General features: G+C 60.1%; 9 protein-coding genes and 2 pseudogenes. 7 read left to right on the forward strand and 4 right to left on the reverse strand.

The annotated features are described in order from the left end of the window. The first annotated feature begins 31 nt into the window (after positions 1-31). The 5 genes and pseudogenes from queA to J8C01_RS06970 all read left to right on the forward strand — a co-directional run bounded on the left by queA (position 32) and on the right by J8C01_RS06970 (position 6,773). A complete protein-coding gene (gene queA / locus J8C01_RS06950) occupies positions 32-1,075 on the forward strand; it encodes a tRNA preQ1(34) S-adenosylmethionine ribosyltransferase-isomerase QueA (RefSeq protein ID WP_211431444.1) in 1,044 nt (347 codons plus the stop codon). 99 nt (positions 1,076-1,174) lie between these two features. Next, a complete protein-coding gene (locus J8C01_RS06955; protein ID WP_211431445.1) occupies positions 1,175-3,973 on the forward strand; it encodes a M16 family metallopeptidase in 2,799 nt (932 codons plus the stop codon). Positions 3,974-4,093: 120 nt separating this feature from the next. Continuing rightward, positions 4,094-4,306 (forward strand): annotated as a pseudogene (locus J8C01_RS06960) (IS607 family transposase); the annotation flags it as partial. After that, positions 4,303-5,525, forward strand: a pseudogene (locus tag J8C01_RS06965) (RNA-guided endonuclease InsQ/TnpB family protein). The pseudogenes J8C01_RS06960 and J8C01_RS06965, both read left to right, overlap by 4 nt. A 186-nt stretch (positions 5,526-5,711) precedes the next feature. After that, positions 5,712-6,773, forward strand: a complete 1,062-nt coding sequence (locus J8C01_RS06970) for a PDZ domain-containing protein (protein ID WP_211431446.1) — start codon at positions 5,712-5,714, stop codon at positions 6,771-6,773. Positions 6,774-6,857: 84 nt separating this feature from the next. On the opposite strand, the gene J8C01_RS06975 is transcribed toward J8C01_RS06970, so the two are convergent. The 4 genes from J8C01_RS06975 to J8C01_RS06990 all read right to left on the reverse strand — a co-directional run bounded on the left by J8C01_RS06975 (position 6,858) and on the right by J8C01_RS06990 (position 13,679). Then, complete coding sequence (locus J8C01_RS06975; protein WP_249355408.1) at positions 6,858-7,400, reverse strand: glutathione peroxidase; 543 nt, start codon at positions 7,398-7,400, stop codon at positions 6,858-6,860. A 534-nt stretch (positions 7,401-7,934) separates the two neighbouring features. After that, positions 7,935-9,080 carry a response regulator gene (locus J8C01_RS06980; protein ID WP_211431448.1) on the reverse strand — a complete coding sequence of 382 codons (1,146 nt, stop codon included), beginning with the start codon at positions 9,078-9,080 and terminating at the stop codon, positions 7,935-7,937. A 145-nt stretch (positions 9,081-9,225) separates the two neighbouring features. After that, a complete protein-coding gene (locus tag J8C01_RS06985; protein WP_211431449.1) occupies positions 9,226-10,605 on the reverse strand; it encodes a sigma-54-dependent transcriptional regulator in 1,380 nt (459 codons plus the stop codon). A gap of 5 nt (positions 10,606-10,610) precedes the next feature. After that, the gene (locus J8C01_RS06990; RefSeq protein WP_371821079.1) at positions 10,611-13,679 is read right to left on the reverse strand and encodes a hybrid sensor histidine kinase/response regulator; all 3,069 of its coding nucleotides are present in this window, start codon (positions 13,677-13,679) and stop codon (positions 10,611-10,613) included. A 167-nt stretch (positions 13,680-13,846) separates the two neighbouring features. On the opposite strand from J8C01_RS06990, the gene der reads away from it, so the two are divergent. Further along, positions 13,847-15,286, forward strand: a complete 1,440-nt coding sequence (der, locus tag J8C01_RS06995; RefSeq protein WP_211431451.1) for a ribosome biogenesis GTPase Der — start codon at positions 13,847-13,849, stop codon at positions 15,284-15,286. Positions 15,287-15,309: 23 nt separating this feature from the next. Further along, positions 15,310-16,284 carry a tRNA epoxyqueuosine(34) reductase QueG gene (gene queG / locus J8C01_RS07000; RefSeq protein WP_211431452.1) on the forward strand — a complete coding sequence of 325 codons (975 nt, stop codon included), beginning with the start codon at positions 15,310-15,312 and terminating at the stop codon, positions 16,282-16,284. Positions 16,285-16,300 lie beyond the last annotated feature (16 nt).

The raw sequence follows: 16,300 nt of genomic DNA on the forward strand, positions 1-16,300 counted from the left end.
ACCCGTGCTTTCCGACAACGCCCCGTAACCAATGCGCCTTTCCGACCTGCACTACGACCTTCCCCCGGAACGCATTGCCCAGCATCCCTGCGAACCGCGTGACCAAGCGCGCCTGCTCGTGCTGGACCGACGCACCGGCGCACTTGAAGATGCACACGTCAAGGACCTTCCCCGCTGGCTGTGCGCTGGCGATGTTCTCGTACTCAATGATACGCGCGTCTTCCCGGCGCGACTCATCGGCCGGCGCGAACCGACCGGCGGACTCGTCGAGGTGTTCCTGGTACGTGAAACCGCCCCGCAAACCTGGACGGCGCTCGTCAAACCCGGACGCCGGGTGCGCGTCGGCGACCGGCTCACCTTCGGTCAGGACGAGCTGCGGGGTGTTGTCACGGGCCGGCTGGAAGACGGACGCCGTACGATTGCTTTTACCTGTGAGGGTGATTTTTTTGCGCTGCTGGACCGGATTGGGCGCACGCCGCTACCGCCCTACATTGCCCGTGAAGCCGACACCCCGTCCGACCGGGAACGATACCAGACGGTCTATGCCGCCACGCCCGGCTCGATTGCGGCCCCGACGGCCGGCCTGCACTTCACGCCGGAGCTGCTCTCCACTCTGGCTGAGCAGGGCGTGGAGATTGTCAAGCTGACCCTGCACGTGGGTTACGGAACGTTTCAGCCCGTCCGCACGGAAAACCTGGCGGCGCACCGCGTCGAACCGGAAGTCTATGTCGTGCCGGAAGCCACAGCGCAGCGCATCAATGCAGCCAGGCGCGAAAGGCGCCGGGTCATCGCCGTCGGAACGACCTCGACGCGCACGCTCGAAACCGTGGCCCAGGAAGGCGTGGACGGCAACCTTGTCCGTGCCGGCCAGGGCGTGACGGATTTGACGATTGTGCCGGGCTTCCGCTTCCGGGTTCTCGATGGACTGCTCACCAACTTTCACCTGCCACGGTCGTCCCTGCTGGCGCTGGTCGTCGCCTTCGGCGGCTATGAACCTGTCATGCGCGCCTACCGTCATGCTGTGGCTGCCAGCTACCGGTTTTACAGCTATGGCGACGCCATGCTGCTGATATGATTCGGCGTTGCCACAATCTCTCTGAAACCCTTACAGTCTGTCCACGTTTGTAGCGTTGGCAATACTTAATCATCCTTTCTGTCCGAGGTTTCCCGCCTTATGAAGTTCGCCTTTTTGCGTGGGCTGGCCAGTGTTTGTCTGGCAACCGCCCTGTGCCTGCCAAGTCCCCTGCTGCTTGTGGTCGTCAAGGCCGACACGCCGGCCAAAACCATCACCCTGCCGCCCGGCGTCACGCGCGTCACGAGTGTGGAAGGCATCACCGAGTACCGTCTGGAAAACGGGCTGCGGGTGCTGCTCTTCCCCGACGAATCCAAGCAGACCATCACCGTCAACATCACCTATCTGGTCGGTTCGCGTCATGAAAACTACGGCGAAACCGGCATGGCGCACCTGCTGGAACACCTTGTGTTCAAGGGCACCCCACGCCACCCGGACATTCCCAAGGAACTGACCGAACGCGGCGCACGCCCGAACGGGACCACCTGGCTTGACCGCACCAACTACTTCGAGACCTTTCAGGCAACCGAGGACAACCTCCGGTGGGCACTCGATCTGGAAGCCGACCGCATGGTGAACAGCTTCATTGCCAAGAAAGACCTCGATTCGGAAATGACCGTCGTGCGCAACGAGTTTGAGGCCGGGGAAAACAGTCCCTACCGGGTGCTGCTGCAACGCACGCATGCGGTGGCCTACGACTGGCACAACTACGGCAAAGCGACGATTGGCGCACGGGCGGACATCGAAAACGTCCCCATCGAGCAGTTGCAGGCGTTCTACCGGAAGTATTACCAGCCGGACAACGCCGTGCTGCTCGTGGCCGGGAAGTTCGATGAAGAAAAGACCCTGAAGATGATTCACGAGTATTTCGGCCCCATCCCGAAACCCACCCGCGTGCTGGAGCCGACCTACACGCTCGAACCAACCCAGGATGGCGAACGTACCGTGACCATCCGGCGCGTGGGCGATACCAAGGTCATCCTCGTCTGCTACCACGTGCCGGCGGCGGCACATCCCGACAAACCGGCCGTACAACTGCTCGCCGGCGTCATTGGCGATACCCCAAGCGGACGGCTCCACAAGGCGCTGGTCGAAACCAAAAAAGCCGCCTTTGTGCAGGGCTTCAGCTTCGATACCAAAGAGCCGGGGCTGGTCAATTTTGCGGCCATTTTACCGACCAGTGCTGACATCGAAGCCGTCCGTCAGACCCTGCTGGCGACCATTGAAGAAACTGCCGGCAGCAAGCCGCCGACGGCTGAAGAAGTGGAACGCATCCGGCGGCAGTACTTGGTCAGCATCGAACAGACCCTCAACAACTCCGAGCGGCTGGGGCTGGAACTCAGCGAGTGGATTGCTGCTGGCGACTGGCGGCTCTTTTTCCTCAATCGGGACCGGCTCAAGGCCGTCACGGTTGAAGACGTACAACGGGTGGCCAAAACCTACCTCAAGCCCGACAACCGGACGGTTGGCATGTTCATTCCGACTGACAAGCCCGACCGGGCCGAAATCCCGCCGACGCCGGACATCACGGCGCTTCTGGCTGATTACAAAGGAAGTGCGGCTGTTGCTGCCGGTGAAGCCTTTGACCCCACCCCGGAAAACATCGAAGCGCGATCCATCCTGCCCAAAGCCCAGGGTGGTTTACAGATGGTGCTGCTGCCGAAAAAGACCCGTGGCAATACGGTAACGTTGACGATGTCCATCCGGTTGGGCAATGAGCAGGCCCTGCGCAACCAGCGGGAAGTCGGATTCTTTGCCGGAGCCATGCTCGACCGTGGCACGAAGAAGAAAACCCGGCAGCAGATCAGCGATGAATTCGACCGCCTCAAGGCACAGGGGGGCGTTTTCGGCAGCGCCAGGCAAGCTAATTTCAGTGTCACGACAACCCGCGAGCATCTCGCGGACGTCATGCGGCTGGGCGCGGAAATTCTGCGGGAGCCATCGTTCCCGGAAAGCGAGTTTGAGCAGCTCAAACAGGAGAGCATTACCAGCACCGAGCAAAACCGACGTGAACCGACCAGCGTGGCCGCCCGCGCCTTTTCACGCCACATCAACCCTTATCCCAAAGAAGATGTACGCTATACCCCTCTGCCAGACGAGGAGATCGAACGCATCAAGGCCGTGACGCTGGACGATGTCAAACGCTTCTATGAAACGTTTTATGGCATCTCCAACGCCCAGATGGCCGTCGTCGGGGACTTCGATCCGGCTGAAGTTGAAAAACTGGCGACGGAACTCTTCGGCGGCTGGACGGCCAAAACCCCCTTTGTACGTCTGGAAAGCCGGTTTCGTCCCATTCCGGCTGCCGATGAGACCTTTGAGACGCCAGACAAAGCCAATGCCTTCTTCATTGCCGGCATGCCGCTTGAAATGCGCGATGATGACCCGGACTACCCGGCGCTGGCGCTCGCCGTGTACATTTTCGGCGGTGGTTTCCTGAACTCCCGCCTGGCCGTCCGCATCCGGCAGAAAGAGGGCATCAGCTACGGCATCGGCGCCGGGTTGCAGGTTGGTTCACTGGACCGCCTGGGCACATTCACCGTCTCGGCCATTTACGCGCCACAAAATCTGGCCCGTCTGGAAGCGGCCTTCAAAGAGGAAGTCGAGCGTGCCGTGCGTGAGGGCTTCACAGCCGAGGAGGTCGAAACCGCCAAGACGGGCTACCTGCAGGATCAGCAGGTGTCGCGGGCGCAGGACCGGGAACTGGCGTCAAGACTGGAGAGCTATCTCTATCTCGGACGACGTCCCACCTGGGACGCTGAATTCGAGGCCAAAATCAAGGCCCTGACGCCGGAACAGGTCTCGGCGGCCTTTGCCAGGTACATCAGCTATGAGCGGATGAGCCGCTTCAAGGCCGGCGACTTTGCCAAGGCCAAAGAGGCCAAAGCCACGCAGCCGTAAAGCCACGGTCAGCGGACAGACTGACATAACCCCTGCCAGGGTTTGAACAGCTTAAGTAAAAGTTGACCTTTATTGCTCAGTAGTGTGCATTTTGCGCATGTCGCGCAAGATAGTCAGCACTTTGGCGCGGAACTGGTGTTCGCCATCTGCGAGGCGAAGAACGTCGCAGTGGTGATCCTCAACCAAGGCGAGGACACGCGCTTCGAGGAAGACTTGGCGAAGGACGTGCTGGAGATCATCACGGTCTTCAGCGCCCGGTTGTATGGTAGTCGTTCGCGCAGGAATCAGAAGCTGCTCGATGGCGTGAAGGCCGCCGTGGAGGCTGCGCAGTGATCATCGCACACCGCATCGCGCTCGATCCGAACAACGCGCAGGCAACTTACTTTGCGCGCGCATGTGGCGTCGCGCGCTTCGCCTACAACTGGGCCTTGGCCGAGTGGCAGCGCCAGTACGAGGCGGCAAAGGCCGATCCAGCGCTGCCCAAGCCGTCGCAAGCGGCGCTGCGCCGCCAGCTCAACGCCATCAAGTGTGAGCAGTTTCCGTGGATGCTGGAAGTGACCAAGTGCGCGCCGCAGATGGCGATCATCCAGTTGGGCGAAGCGTTCAGGAACTTCTTTGCGGGCCGGGCCCGCTATCCGCAGTTTCGCAAAAAAGGCGTCCACGACCGCTTCACGCTCACCAATGACCAGTTCAGCGTTGATGGTTCGCGCCTTCGCATCCCCAACCTTGGCTGGGTGCGGATGCGCGAGTCGTTGCGTTTCACTGGCAAGATCATGTCGGCCACCATCTCCCGTGTGGCCGACCGCTGGTATGTCAGCATCACCGTGGACACACCAGACCGTTCGCATCTGCCCAAAGCTGAGAACCAAGGCGCGGTAGGCGTTGATCTGGGCGTGTCGGCGCTGGCCACGCTCTCGACGGGAGAGACCATCCCCGGTCCCAAGCCGCACACGGCTTTGCTCAAACGCCTGCGCAGGCTTTCAAAAAGCCTGTCCAGAAAGTGCAAAGGCTCGCAGAACCGCAAGCGGGCTAAGGCGCGGCTGGCCAAGCTGCATGCGCGCATAGCCAACATCCGCTAGGACGCCTTGCACAAGCTCACGACCAGCCTCACGCGCCGATTTCACACCATCGGCATCGAGAACCTGAATGTGCGCGGCATGGTGAAGAACCGGCATCTGGCGCGCTCCATCATGGACTAGGCTTCTACGAATTTCGGCGGCAACTGGAATACAAGGCCGCGATGCGAGGCGGGCAGGTGGTGGTGGCGGATCGCTTCTTTGCCAGCAGCAAGACGTGCTCGGTATGTGGGCACAAGCTCGATGATTTGCCGCTCTCAGTGCGCGAATGGACTTGCCCGGATTGTGGAAGCATCCACGACCGGGACGTGAATGCCGCCAGGAATCTCCTGGCGTATGGCTTGGCCGCCCTCAGCGGGCCTACGGCGAGTTCCGCCGGATGTCAAGCCTGTGGAGAGGAAGGCTCTGGCCGCCGTCGCAAGACGGCAGCGAAACCGGCCTCTGTGAAGCAGGAAGTCAGCTTTGTTCCTGTGTGAGCAGGAATGAGTAAGTCTGATGGAACGGTTTGCCAAACCCTGGCAGGGCACACCACCGGGCAGGAATTCCCTGGAACTCGCTTTGATGGTCGTCGTGTGTGAAGGCAGATGACTTCACGCTGTGGGCAGCCCTGGTGCCCGCACGGTCAGGCTGCCACAAGTTTTTCCATGTTGAGGCTCAACACCATGTCGTCCACCTTGTCGTCGTTCACTCCCGTTTCCCACAGTCCGGCGCGGCTGATTCGGCGTTTCTGCCAGACTCTGTTGACGCTGGCGCTTCCACTGTCGCTCGCAACGGCCGCACTGGCGGCCGATACCCGGCCGGTGGAGGGCGCACCGGCCGGACAGGGGCCGCAAACGCCCGGCGCGTCACCGGCTGAACCCCGGACGCCCGGCATCTACTTGGGTGTCTTTCCCCAAACGCTTTCCGAGCAGCAGGCAGCAGACCTTGGCGTGTCACCGGCCCAAGGGGTGCATCTGATGAAGGTCATTCCCAACAGTCCGGCGGACAAAGCCGGGCTTCAGCGTGGCGATGTGATCGTTTCCATCAACGGCCAGCCGGTCGTCAACGTCGAGCACTTCCGGGACCTGCTGCGCAAACAGACGCCGGGACAGGCCATGTCGCTGGGCATCGTCCGCAACAAACAGCTCAACACGGTCACAGTCGTGCCGGAAAAGCCGCAGGTCAGCGTCATGACGCTGCCGGACGGACCATTTTCCATCACCGTCCACCCGCCACTTGACGCCGCACAGCTCCAGGAAATTAAGGAGATGGCTGAGCAGATGCGCAGGCAGGGTGAACAATTACGGGAAAAACTCAAGCCGCAACCGGAATTTTTCACCTTCTCAGTGAGCGACCGGGGGCGGCTCGGTATTCGGACGCAGCCGCTGTCCGAACAGCTTGCGCGCTACTTCGGCGCACCTGGCGGTCTGTTGATTACAGAAGTGAGACCCGGCTCGCCGGCGGACAAAGCCGGTCTGCGCGCGGGAGATTGCATCCTCAAAATCGGCGACCGGGAAGTGCGCAGCAGCCGCGACCTGCTCCAAGAGTTGCGCCAGGTTGAAACCGGTGACGTCAAGTTGACGCTCATCCGTGACAAACAACCGCTGGTTGTCACCCTGAAACCGGAGCCGTGCGCTCCGCAGGGCGCTTACCGGTACGATTTCCGTGTACCGTTGAACGGAACCATCACGCTGTCCCCTTACGTGCAAGTCTGGTGGGGAACGCTCACTCCGGGTCTGATGTGAGCACGGGCACAGGGCACTATGATGCCGGGTCGGGGGAAATTCCTCCGGCCCGGCAGTTTTGTGTCCGGCGGTTTTTGTCAGGCTTTACGCCGCCGGTTCGGCCAACGCGGCTTCAATGGCCTTTGTCAGCTCATCCGACATCGGATCAACGCTTGATGGAAACACCGCCCGCAGCTTGCCATCCCGTCCGATGAGATACTTCTGAAAGTTCCAGCGGACTTCGCCGGCCAGCTTTTCATTGCCCCCGCCAGAGGTGAGGTACTGGTAAAGCGGGTGCTTGTTCGGTCCCTTGACGGTGATTTTCGAGAACATATCGAACTGCACACCATAGTTTGAGGTGCAGAATTCCTTGATTTCCGCATCCGTGCCCGGCTCCTGGGCGCCAAAGTCATTCGATGGGAAACCCAGCACACGCAGCCCCCTGGCGCGGTACTTCTGGTTGAGGGCTTCGAGTCCCTTGTACTGCGGCGTGTACCCACAGCGGGAGGCGACATTGACGATGAGCAGGACGTTGCCCTTGTACTCACACAGGTTGATGTCCTTGCCGTCAATTCCCTTCATCGTGAAGTCAAGCGCCGGTGGGCAGCCGGGCGTGGGATTGGGATTCGTGTAAGCAGGGCTGGTCACAGGTGCAGGACCTCCTTCAGGTTGGGGTGTTTCGGATGACCGTGACGGGTCGGCTGCGGCCATGCAGCCAGCGCCGAGCAGCGCCGTCAGCGCCAGTGAAAACAATACGTTTGGTTCATAACGCAATTCCTTGGCAACCGAATCCGGCATCGTCGGGGGGATTCGGCAGGTTTGACGCCGGTGGGCCGGCCGCAATGTGCTCCGTGGACGCAAACTTGACCGTACGTTTGCCCCCACTTGGCTTCCTGAAGCCCCCGACTTGAGCAAGACGCGCCGTGCCAGCTTATGCGCTTTGGGCAATAGAGAGTAGGGCTTGCTGGCGTTGAGCTGGAAAGGAAGCAGAGCGAGATAATAGGATCGACTCTCGTGCCGATTTGCAGCCAGTGAACTGCCTTTGAAGCGAATGCTTGCTGGCTGTGGCGTACGTCGTGGCTTGGGTAGGTTTGCCAAAGTGGCCCCGGGTGAAAACGCGGGATGCAGTCAACAATCCTGCATCGGGCATCCCGCGTTTTGTCATGGTATCCTTGGGTGTGGTCAAACCTCCAGCTTGGCTTCGATCTGGGTCAGCTTGTGCCGGGCCAGCGCAAGGTTGCCGACGTCTTTCTTGATGACCAAGTAGAGGGCAAGAGTCGGCGCGGTTTTGAGCAGGCGGATGAGGTGATACTGGGTGTCGAGGGTAATGAGAATGTCCTCGATGACTTCCTTGAGACCAATGTTTGACATTAACTTGAGTTCTGACCGGATAACTTCGGTGCTTCCGGCCGCAGCAACTTCAAGATTGAAGGTGGGTGTACCGCCAATCGTGCCAAGGCACATGCCGCTTTTCCAGTCGGCCAGTGCCGCACCAACGGTGCCGTCAATTTCCATGGCGGCGACCAGGGATTCCTTGATGTTGGCCATAGTGGTGTTCTCCTGTGAAGGGTGTTCGGCCCGGAGGCCGGTGGGTTGAAGTTGTTCGACCGAAGTGCCAGAGGACAACACCCGGTCTTTCTGTAAAAGAGACTGCTCCCGAACCTGCTCATCCAGCACCTGGTGGGCAGTCAGCAGCAGGTGGTCGGGGGGGGTATGCACGTTTACCGGCTGCTTTTTGACAACGCCGGACATCTCGATTTCAGGCTGTGACCAACCGATGACCTCATAGACCGCCGCTTCACCTTCCCGGTGTTCGGTCCGGGCATTCACCAGTTCGCCTTCCTGGAAAATGAGTGTCGCAAGCTGTTGCCCCTGGCGAATGTTGAGCGTGCAGGTTTTGCGTTCGATATTGAGCAGTTGCAGGAAACTTGACAGGTTGATGCCCCGCAAAAAACCCGCGCTGCGTTTGGCCAGCGTGTTCTCGACGAGGCTGGCCAGCGCATGCAGATCAATGGGCTTTTCGATGTAACCAATGGCCCCGATTTCCCGGACGCGCTTCTCGATTTCGCTCGTTCCAAAGGCGGTCATCACAATCGCCGAAACCTGTGGCTGCTCCGACGCCACACAGGCCAGCAGTTGAAAGCCATCCATCACAGGCATCTTCAGGTCGGTCACAAGCAGGTCCACTCCCCCCTGACGGATGATCTCCAGCGCCTCTGCACCCTGGCTCGCCGTCAGAATCGTGATGCCGTCCAGAAGATTGGCAATCCCTTCGGAAACGCTGCTGAGGAACAGCTTTTCATCATCCACGATGAGCACGGTCGGCATTGGCTTTACCTGCACCACAGAACGGTCTGCCCACTTGCAGCGCAAGCTCTGTGCCAGCACCGGAAAAATCCGTAAACCACTGAAAATCAAAGATGTATTGGGAAAACACCGGCTGACTTCGTGGCGCAGATGCCAGCCTGACGTGTCATTTTGAAAGGGGGGCTTCCAAATTGGCAGGGGATGCGGCAGCCGTGGGGCGCACCCCATATTCGGTCAACTTGCGCCGGAGCGTGGACAGGGAGATGTCCAGTGCTTGGGCCGTCGCCGTCAGGTTGCGGCCGCAGCGTTCAAACACAGCAAGGATGTGCTGTCGTTCAACATCGGCCAGACGCAGCCGTGGCGCTTCAGCCGGCGACTGGGGCGCATGAGATGGGCTGAAAAGCAACCGGGACGGAAAAATGTGCTGCCCCTCGTGGAGAATCAGGCTGCGTTCGATGAGGTTACGCAGTTCGCGGACGTTTCCGGGAAACGTATATTCAGCCAGGCGCGCAATTTCCTCCTCTGGGATGTCCACAGCCCGCCCAGGTGCCAGCGTGGCGATGAAGTGCCGGCACAGGGCGGGTAAATCGTCGAGCCGTTCCCGCAGCGGCAGCAGGTGGATGTGGATGACATTCAGCCGGTAGTAGAGATCACGCCGGAACGTGCCGGCTGCAATGGCCTTTTCAGGGTCAACGTTGGTTGCCGCCAGAACGCGGACGGACACCGTGCGCTGCACTTCGCTGCCCAGTCGGCGAATGGTTTGTTCTTCGAGCACGCCGAGCAGTTTGGCCTGTAAAGCCAACGGCATTTCGGCAACTTCATCGAGAAACAACGTCCCTCCATCGGCCAGCTCAAACAGTCCCTTGCGGGTGGCTGTGGCCCCGGTAAAGGCCCCCTTTTCGACGCCAAACAGCTCGGCTTCGATGAGCGATTCCGGCAGGGCCGCGCAGTTGACGCTGATGAACGGTTTTTCGGCCAGACGCGAAGCATAGTGAATCGCCTTGGCGACGAGGCTTTTTCCCGTCCCCGTTTCACCGGTGATGAGCACCCGCGCTTCGGTTGCCACCGCCCGTTCGATGAGGCGGTGGATGTCAGCAAAGCGCGCCCCGGCGCCAACCAGCAGCGCCGTCCGGCTCTCCTGATGCGCCTGAAAACGGTGAACTTCCTCGACCTTTTCCAGCGCCGTCGTATGCAGCAGCCGCTCGACGGTCAGGATGACTTCCTCCACCTCGACCGGCTTGGAAAGATAATCGTGAATGCCGGACTTGAGCGCCTGGACGGCATTTTCATAACTCGGAAACGCCGTCAGCAGCAGGATTTTCACGGCGTCATTTGACCGCAGAAGTTCCGGGACCAGCGCCAGTCCGCCGCCATCCGGCAGCTTGTTGTCGAGCAGTACGATGTCAAAGGGCATCCGGTGCAACAGTTGCCGCGCCGCCGCCAGGCTCGACGCCAGGGAAACCAAAAAACCCCGTCCGCTGAACACATCGGCCAGGGTCTCCCGAAACAAAGGCTCGTCATCGAGGATGAGCATCCGCTTAGGCATCCAGACTATTCCTTCGGAGCAACGGCTTCGAGCGTCACAATGGCTTCACATCCGCCGGTCGGCACGGGGCGGAGTTCGACCGTACCGTTCATCTTGGTGATGAGCTTCCGGGTGATGACGAGTCCCAGCCCGGTGCCGTGCGGTTTCGAGGTGTAAAATGGCTTGAAAAGGTATCCAAGCTGCTGGGGCGTCAAGCCGATGCCGTTGTCTGCAACGACTATGCTAACCAGATGTTCGTGCCGGAAGGCGCGCAGCGTGATGGTCGGCTCTTTGACCCCCTCAACGGCATCGGCTGCATTGGTGACAAGGTTGAGCAAGGCCTGATGCAGTCCTCGCTGATCTGCACACACCGTACCAGCATCCTTTTCAAACCGGTACTCCAGACAAATGCCGCGCTTGGCAAAGTCCTCTTCGATGAGTGAGCAGAAACGCTCCAGAAACGGCACAATCGGCAACGGCTCCAGCACCGGCGTTTCATACAGGCTGAAGGAACGCAGGGTTTTGAGCAGGTATTCCACCCGGCTGATTTCCGCCAGTGAACGGTCGAGATACTTTGCGATGGTGGCGCGCGAAGGATTCTCCATCTGCTTCAGTACTGTCAGTGCCGTTTTGACAGAGTTGATGGGATTGCCCATTTCGTGCCGGATGCCGGAGAAGATATATCCGGTCGTCTCCATGACATTGACGGCCTCGGCAATGGATTCGTAGCGAAGCTGTTCGGTGACATCCCGGCACACGGCGACAATGTTCTGGAGACGGCCAGCTTCGTCCCACACCGGAGACACCGAGGCTTCTTCCTGGTAGGTCGTACCGTCTTTGCGGCGGGCCATGTAAATGCCGTGCCACTCGCGCCCGGCTTGCAGCGCCTGGAAGATTTCGTTGCGGAGGCTAGTCTGAACCGGGCCAACCGGTAGTCCAGCGAACTGGCAGCCATAGACGGACTCCCGCAGCAGGCCCGTGGTCTTTTCAAACGCTGGATTGACGTACTGGACATAGCCAGCACTATCCAGAATGACCACGGCTTCGGGAATCTGCTCGATAGCCGTTGTCAGCCGCCGCATGGTGCTGTCGGCCTGACGGCGCGCGGTGATGTCTTTGATGACATGTACCCACCCCGTCCCAATCCCGCGTTCCTGTGGAATCCAGTAGCTGCTCATCTCAAACCACTGATCGCGGCCGGGAAACTGAAACTCCGGCTGGTCGCCGACGGCTTCGCGCAGGGTTTTGGCCGTCGCGGACAGGTGTGGAAAGAAATGGCGGATAGTCGGCTGACCGATGAGTTGCTGATAGGTCGCACCGAGAAAGGTCACAACGGCCTGATTGCACCAGCGCAGCCGGCCTTGGGAGTCCTCCAGCAGAATGAGGTCCGAAATGGCGTCCACTGTAATCGACCATTCCTCATTACGGCGGCGGAGCACTTCCGCCATGGACTTCTGCTGCGTCAGGTCCTCAACAATGATCACGAGGGTCCTGTCGGTCCTGACCGGCACGAGGGAGAGCCGAACCGGCACGAAACAGCCGTCTTCCTGGCGCAGGCTGGTTTCAGCATGTTCAATTCCGGTTTCTGAACGCAGCAGCCGGCGGATGCTTTCCCGCAGGTCAGCACGCCGGTGGCGACCCAAAAAATGGCTCACCCGCCGGCCCAAAAGCTCCGAAGCCGAAGCACCCAGAATGTGAGCCAACGCCCGGTTGGCCAGCCGGACTCGTCCACAGGCATCTAGAACCCCGATGCCGTCGGGAATGGCCTCGATGACCCGGCTCATGAACTGGTTGGCCTGCCGGAGCTGCTCTCGCGCCAGGTGCTGCTCGGTCACATCTTCGTGCGCCACAACGATAGGCGCCCCTGATGCCTCAGCAAGCCTGGCAATGCGCGTTACAAACCACCGTCTGGCCGCTGGGCCGTGGTACGGATACTCCAGGGTGTAGGCCGTCTGTTCTCCTGAGATGACCCGCCGGATACCCTGAGCCAGTGCATGTGCAAACTCACTTTCAGGACCCGTTGCTTGCTCACACACGGCCAGATAGTTCATTCCGACGCCAAAGTTGCCGGATTGAAACCCGTTCTCCCGCGCAAACCGTTTCCATGCTTCATTGACCTCCATAATGACACCATTCCGGTCTAGAATGGCAATGTGGGCTGACATGGTATCGAGCGTGGACCGGAGCATCGCCTGCCACTCCTGAAGCTGGTTCTCGGCTTTCTTGCGCTCGGTGATGTCCCGGACAATGAGGGTATAAAACCGCTTGCCGCCGGAATGAAATTCCCCGGCCGTGACTTCGACCATCCGGCCCGGCGCGCCTGGAAAACAGCTTTCTGTCTCGACCGGAAGTGCGCCCAGATTTTCCGGCGCAATAGCGAGCAGTTCACCAATCGGTCGTCCCAAAAGGTGTTCAGTGTCGGTGGCAAACAGGCGCGCGGCTGAAGGATTGGCGGAGACCACGCTCAGGGACTGATCGAGCGTCAGGATAGCATCCGACGCATGGCGAATGACCGATTGCAGGTGGGCTTCCGTTTCGCGCAGTTGACGGTCGCGGCGATGGGCATTGATGAGGGTAGCGGCCCGGAACCGAAACACCAGTGGATTGGGTGGTTTGACAATGCAATCGGTTGCGCCGGCCGCAAATGCCTGCTTGACGATTTCCTCTTCAATGAGCGCCGTCAGCATCAGGATCGGCGTGTAGGCTGTTTTTGGCCGCCTGCGAAGCTCGGCGCATGTTTGGATGCCATCCAGGTGCGGCAAGCGGATGTCGATCAAGATTAGGTCTGGGGTAACGATCTCTACCAGCCGAAGGGCTTCCTCCACACCCAAGGCTTTCAAGACGTTGAAGCCATCACTTTTGAGTAGGTTACCAAGAAGCTCAAAGGGCTGAAGGTCATCATCTACTACTACCAGGACAATCGGCGCTTCATCTAAAGCAGAAGCAGCCTCCACAACAGGATGCAGCGCCGAATCCAGGGAGGTACAAGTTGAAGCCATAAGCGCAAGTGTAGTGTTTCCAGTGAGATACAGTACCAAAAGCGCAGCCAAGACCGGCGAGGATAAGCACCAGAAGCGTGCTTTGCCTCTCGGCATTTTTCCACGTTTTTTGTGACTAAAGGCACAATTGATGTAAATGCGCTAAGTATATCCCATATCCAGAAGACGGCAGCGGCGCAAAGCATCAGCAGCGTGTAGTATTTGCACCAAGGCGGGAACGCCCCTGCCTAGCAACGCTTTCTGTGCTTCTGCCCAAACGAACGATGTCACAGCCACCCTCATCACTTCCTCCTGAAAGTATCGCTTCCGACGACGAGATTCCCCTCGAGCAGCTTTCCAACCTCGTGGATAAGCTGCCGCCCGCGCTGCAACCGCCTCAACCGTTGCCCAGCGTGGTTATCCTGGGGCGGCCGAACGTCGGCAAATCCACGCTTTTCAACAAGCTGATCGGCCGCCGACAGGCCATTGTCGGTGACGAGCCGGGCATTACCCGTGACCGTCACTACGGCGTTGTCGAATGGCTGGGGCGCAGTTTTGAACTTGTCGATACCGGCGGCATCGTGCCCGATGAGGAAGCCATCATCCCGGCCAATATCTTCAAGCAAGCTTCACGCGCCATCGAAGAGGCCGATTTACTGCTGTGGGTGGTAGATGCGCGCGAAGGCATTACGCCACTTGATGAAGACATCGCACGGCATATCCACACCACGGGCAAGCCGGTGTTTGTCGTGGCCAACAAGGTGGAGTCAGCCCAGGTCCGTACGGCTGCCGGTGAGTTTTACCGGTTTGGCTTTGACCGCCTCTTTCCCGTCTCGGCCGAGCATGGCACGGGTACAGCCGAACTTCTGGACGAAATTCTGGCTGTAACAAATGCTCCAGCCACTGCCGTGCGCCCGTCAGAACGCATCCGGGTGGCTGTCATCGGTCGCCCCAACGTCGGCAAGTCTTCGCTGGTCAATGCCATCCTTGGTGAAGAACGGGTCATCGTCAGCCCCATTCCCGGCACGACCCGCGACGCCATAGATACCGACCTCATCCACAACGGACGGCCCTTCACGCTCATTGACACCGCCGGCATCCGCCGCAAAGGACGGACCACCGCCATGGCCGAGAAACTTTCGGTCATCATGGCGCGCAAAGCCCTGGCGCGAACCGATGTGGCCATTCTGCTGCTCGATGCCGTGGAAGGCCCCACCCATCTGGATGAAGTCATTGCTGGCTATGCCCTCGAAAGCGGCACGTCCATCCTGATCGCCCTCAACAAATGGGACCTCATCAAAAAAGACGCCCATACCGCCAGCCTCTACGAACGGCAACTGCGCGAGCGGGTGAAGTTTCTGGACTATGCTCCGGCGGTCTTCGTCTCGGCCCTGACCGGGCAACGGGTGACGCGCCTGCTTGACCTTGCCGCCCGTGCTTATGACGCGCGTTACCGACGGATACCCACCGGCGAACTCAATCGTTTCTTTGCGGAATACCTCGAAACGCCGCGCGCCACCCTGCCAACCAACAAGCCAGTCAAAGTGCACTATGTGACGCAGGCGCGCAGTGTGCCGCCGACGTTCGTCCTGTTTACGAATACAACCGAAAAGCTCCACTTTTCTTATGTCCGCTATGTGGAAAACCGGCTGCGCGAAAACTTCGACTTTTTTGCGACGCCGCTGCGCATTGTGTCGCGCCCGCGGACGGCCAAAAAACGCTAATCCCCCATCGTTTGCATCTGCCCATGCCGCCTCCCGCCGATGACCAGCCAGCAGCGGTAGCCGCGTTTACAGCCCGTCTCAAAGCGCAGGCACTGGCGCTGGGGTTCTCCAAAGTGGGCATTGCGCGCGCCGAACCGCTGGCGGACGAAGGCATGCGGCTCCACGAATGGCTTGCCCGTGGCTATCACGCCACCATGCACTGGATGGCACGCACAGCGGACAGGCGTACAGACCCGGCCCAACTGCTCCCCAACGTCAAATCGGTGGTGGCCGTGGCACTCAACTACGATACGCCGCCGCGCCACGTCGAAGCCCCGGACATCGGCAAAATTTCGCGCTACGCCTGGGGCGACGACTACCACGATGTCATGGGCGAAAAGCTGAAGGCGCTGCTGGCATGGGTGACAGCCGAACGCCCGGAAGCCCACGGCTACATCGCCGTGGATGCCCAACCCGCTATGGACAAAGCCTGGGCCGTGCGCGCCGGACTCGGCTGGCTCGGCAAGCACAGCAACGTCATCACCCGTGAGTTTGGCTCGTGGGTCTTTCTTGGCGAACTGTTCCTCGACATTGACCTCGAACCCGAAACGGAACTCGTCCCGGATCACTGCGGCACGTGTACGGCCTGCCTGGAAGCCTGCCCGACTCAGGCGATTGTCGCACCGTACGTCGTGGACGCCCGGCAGTGTATTGCCTTTGCCACCATCGAGTCGAAAAGCGAAACCCCGGAGCTGCCCACACACGGGTGGGTCTTCGGGTGCGATGTGTGCCAGGACGTGTGCCCATGGTCACGGTTTCGCCAGCCGACGACCGAAGCACGCTTTCTGCCCCACCCTGACCTGATTGCCCCACGTCTGGACGAACTCGCCGCGCTGACGCCGGAAGGCTTCCGGGAGCGTTTTGCCGGCACGCCTGTTCTGCGCGCCAAGCATCGCGGACTGCTCCGCAACGTCGAAGCGGCACGCGCCCAGACCACCGCGCCGGAGCAACCGGATTGAAAATACCGTGGAAAGA

It is taken from the genome of Chloracidobacterium sp. D, from assembly GCF_018304685.1.
In the GTDB taxonomy this organism is placed as follows: Bacteria; Acidobacteriota; Blastocatellia; order Chloracidobacteriales; family Chloracidobacteriaceae; genus Chloracidobacterium; species Chloracidobacterium thermophilum.

What these genes read in the sequence shown, in the direction of transcription:
- queA (WP_211431444.1), top strand. Translation starts at nt 32, where the DNA reads ATGCGCCTTTCCGACCTGCACTACGACCTTCCCCCGGAACGCATTGCC.
- J8C01_RS06955 (WP_211431445.1), top strand. Translation starts at nt 1,175, where the DNA reads ATGAAGTTCGCCTTTTTGCGTGGGCTGGCCAGTGTTTGTCTGGCAACC.
- J8C01_RS06970 (WP_211431446.1), top strand. Translation starts at nt 5,712, where the DNA reads ATGTCGTCCACCTTGTCGTCGTTCACTCCCGTTTCCCACAGTCCGGCG.
- J8C01_RS06980 (WP_211431448.1), bottom strand. Translation starts at nt 9,080, where the DNA reads ATGCCGACCGTGCTCATCGTGGATGATGAAAAGCTGTTCCTCAGCAGC.
- J8C01_RS06985 (WP_211431449.1), bottom strand. Translation starts at nt 10,605, where the DNA reads ATGCCTAAGCGGATGCTCATCCTCGATGACGAGCCTTTGTTTCGGGAG.
- J8C01_RS06990 (WP_371821079.1), bottom strand. Translation starts at nt 13,679, where the DNA reads ATGCCGAGAGGCAAAGCACGCTTCTGGTGCTTATCCTCGCCGGTCTTG.
- der (WP_211431451.1), top strand. Translation starts at nt 13,847, where the DNA reads ATGTCACAGCCACCCTCATCACTTCCTCCTGAAAGTATCGCTTCCGAC.
- queG (WP_211431452.1), top strand. Translation starts at nt 15,310, where the DNA reads ATGCCGCCTCCCGCCGATGACCAGCCAGCAGCGGTAGCCGCGTTTACA.